Origin of the sequence: uncultured Amaricoccus sp. (genome assembly GCF_937858865.1) — a bacterium.
Taxonomy (GTDB): Bacteria; Pseudomonadota; Alphaproteobacteria; order Rhodobacterales; family Rhodobacteraceae; genus Amaricoccus.
This window is the reverse complement of the sequence record NZ_CALLYO010000346.1, coordinates 1-3,709: the sequence shown is the minus strand read 5'-3', so window position 1 is coordinate 3,709 and position 3,709 is coordinate 1. Positions and strand designations below refer to the sequence as shown.

At 67.9% G+C, this 3,709-nt stretch carries 3 protein-coding genes and 1 pseudogene; 2 read left to right on the top strand and 2 right to left on the bottom strand.

All coding sequences use genetic code 11. From position 1 onward, the window contains the following. Positions 1 to 175: pseudogene (locus Q0112_RS09920) on the bottom strand (sarcosine oxidase subunit beta); the annotation flags it as partial. 103 nt (positions 176 to 278) lie between these two features. Between Q0112_RS09920 and Q0112_RS09915 the strand changes: the two are divergent. Both Q0112_RS09915 and Q0112_RS09910 read left to right on the top strand, forming a co-directional pair. Next, positions 279 to 1,286: a GlxA family transcriptional regulator gene (locus Q0112_RS09915; RefSeq protein ID WP_297974644.1), complete on the top strand. Its 1,008-nt coding sequence runs from the start codon at positions 279 to 281 to the stop codon at positions 1,284 to 1,286. A 25-nt stretch (positions 1,287 to 1,311) separates the two neighbouring features. Next, positions 1,312 to 2,559, top strand: a complete 1,248-nt coding sequence (locus tag Q0112_RS09910) for a threonine ammonia-lyase (protein WP_297974641.1) — start codon at positions 1,312 to 1,314, stop codon at positions 2,557 to 2,559. A 157-nt stretch (positions 2,560 to 2,716) separates the two neighbouring features. Here Q0112_RS09910 and Q0112_RS09905 read toward each other — a convergent pair. After that, on the bottom strand, positions 2,717 to 3,709 hold a 993-nt coding region (locus Q0112_RS09905; protein ID WP_297974638.1), incomplete at its 5' end, for an MFS transporter.

Sequence of the window (3,709 nt, the reverse complement as noted above, 5' to 3'; positions counted from 1 at the left end):
TGGTGATCCCGTGCTCCTTCGCCAGATAGTAGGCGGCGCCGAGGCCGTGGCCGCCGGCACCAACGATCACCACGTCGTAGGCCGCCTTCGGCTCGCGCTCGGGCCATTGCTCGGTCCAGTGCTTCTGACCGGTCAGGGCGCCCTTCAGAACCTGGGCGAAGGAGAAGTGCGTCATTGCGGGCCTCCCGAAAATCTGTCCTCACTCCATACTCGATCGGGGCGGATCTGGGCTGTATCGGCGCGTCATAAGCGCTGTATGCTTGCACCGGAGGTGCACGATGGCGCGACTCGACATCGGATTCATCCTGGCGCGACGGTTCACGCTCTGCGCCTTTGCGAACTTCGTCGACGTCCTGCGGCTCGCCGCCGACGAGGGCGACCGATCGCGGCCTATCCTCTGCAGCTGGAGGGTGCTGTCGCCGACGATGGACCCGATCGCCTCGAGCTGCGGCGTCGCCGTGCAGCCCGAGGAGCGGCTGGGCGACCCCAAGCGGTTCGACTACCTGGTGGTCGTCGGCGGGCTCGTCGACGAGGTCGAGAAACTGCACCCCGACACCGTGCGCTTCCTTGGCCGCGCAGCGGCGGCCGGGGTGCCGCTGGTCGGGATCTGCACCGGGGCCTTCATCCTGCACCGCGCCGGGCTGATGCAGGGGTATCGCGCCTGCGTCAGCTGGTTCCACCACGCGGACTTCCTCGAGCGATTCGACGGGCTGGAGCCGATCAGCGACCGGATCTTCGTCGTCGACCGCGACCGGCTGACGTGCTCGGGCGGGGTCTCCTCGGCGCATCTCGCAGCCTTCATCGTCGAGCGGCATCTCGGGCGGGCGCGGGCGGCCAAGAGCCTGCACATCATGATCATCGACGAGGCGATGGCCGGTGAGGAGCCGCAGCCCGGCCTGCCGCTGGCGCTCGCCACGAGCGACCCGCTGGTTCGCAAGGCGCTCAACGTCATGCAGCAGTCGATCGACACGCCGCTTTCGATCGGCGCCGTGGTCGAGCGCCTCGGGGTCAGCCGGCGCAAGCTCGAGCGCCACTTCCGCGAGGCGCTCGGCATGACCCCGCGGGAGACCGACCGTCTGATCCGGATCGAGCAGGCGAAGCACCTGCTCAGGACCACGGCGCGGTCGGGGACCCGGATCGCCGCCGACACCGGATTCTGCGATCTGCCGCACCTCATCCGGGTCTTCCGGTCGGTGGAGGGAATGACGCCTGAGGCTTACCGGCAGCAGGCGGCGCGCCGGACGGACGTGCAAGACAGCCAGCCATCCGGCGCGGGGCTGACTTGAGAGCTGACCTGAGAGGAGTGAGACAGTGAGCGAGACCTTTGCGATAGCGTTGCCCGACATAGAGGAGGCGGCCAGCCGCATCGCCGGGCATGTGCTGCGCACGCCGCTGGTGCCGGCGCCCCGCCTTTCCGAGCTGACCGGCGCGGAAATCCTGGTCAAGCACGAGAACATGCAGGCGACGGCCTCGTTCAAGGAGCGCGGCGCTGTCAACAAGCTGCTCTCGCTCGGCGAGGCCGAGCGAGAGCGCGGCGTCATCACCATGTCGGCGGGCAACCATGCGCAAGCCGTCGCCTGGCACGCCCGCCGCTTCGGCATTCCGGCCACGATCGTCATGCCGGAGACAACTCCGATGGTGAAGATCGAGAACACGCGCCGCCAGGGCGCGAAGGTCGTGCTCCATGGCGAGACCCTCTACGACAGCGCCGAGAAAGTGCGCGAAATCGTCGCCGCCGAAGGTCTGGTCCTCGTTCATCCCTATGACGACCCGGCGATCATGGCGGGACAGGGGACTGTGGCGCTCGAGATGCTGGCCGATGCGCCCGACCTCGAGGTGCTGATCATTCCGATCGGCGGCGGCGGGCTGATGGCGGGCAACGCCATCGCCGCTGGGGCGATCAGGCCGGACATCGAGCTGATCGGCGTCGAGGCCGAGCTCTACCCATCGTTCATCAACGCAGGGGACGGCCGCAACCGGCCGATCGGCGGACCGACGCTCGCCGAAGGCATTGCCGTCAAGACCGTGGGCGAGTTGACCCTGCCGGTCGTCCGCAGCCGCGTCGCCGACATCGTCCCGGTCAGCGAGGAACTGATCGAGCGCGCCGTCAGCGCCTATGCCAGCCTGCACCATACCCTCGCCGAGGGCGCGGGCGCCGCCGGATTCGCAGCCATGCTCAAGGAGCCCGCGCGTTATGCCGGCCGCAAGGTCGGCCTGCTGCTCTCCGGCGGCAACATCGACACCCGCCTGCTGGCCGCGGTCATGGTGCGCGAACTGGAGCGCGAGGACCGCATCGTCTCGCTGAGGCTGACAAGCGCCGACCGGCCGGGCCTGCTCGGCAAGGTGGCGAGCCTGCTCGGCCAGGAGGGCGCCAACATCCTCGAGGTAAGCCACAGCCGACGCTTCCTCGATGTGCCGGCCAAGGCAGTGTCGATCGATGTCACCGTCGAGACGCGCGGCGCCGAGCACGTGCGGGCCATCGAGACGGCGCTGGCGGAGCACGGCCTCGTGCTGCGCCACATCTCGCCGAACGACATGGCGCCGGGCGGCTTCGCCTGATCCGGGGCGTCGGGCGAACCTGTCCCGGGGAACGGGCAATGCGCTACTGCCACGGCGGGCCGGGGGCCGTCGGCAGTCGTAGTCGTCGCCAGCAGGCGCCTGATACGAGTGGACGCAGGCGTGTCGCCTGCGTCCAAGAGAACTGCTTTCCGGCCGTTCAGTCCTTGAGGGGCTGGCCGGCGGTCTCGCGCGCCAGAAGCATGGCGACGAGGGCAACGGTGGCCGCCGCGACCAGGTACCAGGCCGGGGCGAGCTTGGAGCCTGACACGTCGATCAGCCAGGTGGCGACGAACGGCGCGGTGCCGCCGAAGATCGCGTTTGCGGTGTTGAAGCTGAAAGCGAACCCCGAGTAGCGCACTTTGGTCGGGAAGATCTCGGACAGGAAGCATGGCAGTGTTCCGTCGTTGATCGTCAGCAGTATGCCGAAGGCGACCTGGATCAGCACGATCGTGAAGAACGAGGCGCCACCGAGCAGGCTGAAGAGCGGAACGGTCAGAGCCATGAACAGGACCGAGGCTGTGATCAGTGCCGTCTTGCGCCCGAAACGGTCCGAGAGCTGGCCCATCAGGAAGATCATGCCGATATAGACCGCGAGCGTGATGCTGGTGGCGAAGAAGGCCTGTTCCTCTCCGATGCCGAGCTCGGTGATCAGGTAGGTGGGCATGTAGCTCAGGATCAGGTAGAAGCCGACCGCGTTGAGGCAGGTGACGCCGAAGGCGATCAGCATCGGGCGCCAGTAGTTGGCGAAGAGGTCGCGGATCGGGGTCTCGTCGACATGATGCGCCGCTTCCAGCTGACGGAACTTCGGCGTATCCTCGAGCCTCAGCCGGATGTAGAGCCCGATGAGGCCCAGGGGCGCCGCGAGCAGGAACGGCAGCCGCCAGCCGAAGGTCTGCATCTGCTCGAGGGTGAGCAGCCAGAAGAGAAGCGCCGACAGAAGCGACCCGAAGAGCAGCCCCGCCGCCGTGCTCGCCGGCACGATGCTGGTGTAGAGGCCGCGCCTGTTGTCGGGCGAATATTCGGCGATGAAGGATGTGGCGCCGGCATACTCGCCCGCGGCCGAGAAGCCCTGGATCATCCGGATGCCCACCAGCAGGACCGGCGCCATCATCCCGATCTGATGGTAGGAGGGCAGGAGCGCCATCGCGGT